This is a genomic window from Saccharothrix sp. ST-888, from assembly GCF_000955975.1.
GTDB lineage: Bacteria > Actinomycetota > Actinomycetes > Streptomycetales > Streptomycetaceae > Kitasatospora.
Genome location: NZ_JYJF01000526.1, coordinates 1 through 366 on the forward strand (window position 1 = coordinate 1; position 366 = coordinate 366).

The following is a 366-nucleotide window of genomic DNA, read 5'->3' on the forward strand; positions in this document are numbered from 1 at the left end:
ACCCCGCCACCACCGTCACCGGCCGGATCCTGTCCGCCCGGGGGCTGGACCCCGCGGTCGGCGCCCTGCGGGCCGCCGATGCGGCGATGGCCGGGGCGCGCCGGCCGGCAGGTCACGGCGGCCTGCGCGCCCCGAGCCGGAAACGGCTAGTATGCGCGACGGAGCACCCGTTGCGCCCCCTCGGGGTCGGCGTTGCCCCGCACCCGGACGAGCCGCCGCTGCCTTTCTCCGACGAGGCGTTCGACCTGGTGACCCGCCGCCACCCGCTGACCGTCTGGTGGGAGGAGATCGCCCGGGTCCTGCGGCCCGGCGGGACGTACCTCGCGCAGCACGTCGGCCACTCCAGCGTCTTCGAGCTGGTCGAGT

General features: G+C 76.8%; 1 pseudogene. It reads left to right on the forward strand.

The features are described from left to right. A pseudogene (locus UK12_RS43940) lies at window positions 1-366 on the forward strand (hypothetical protein); the annotation flags it as partial.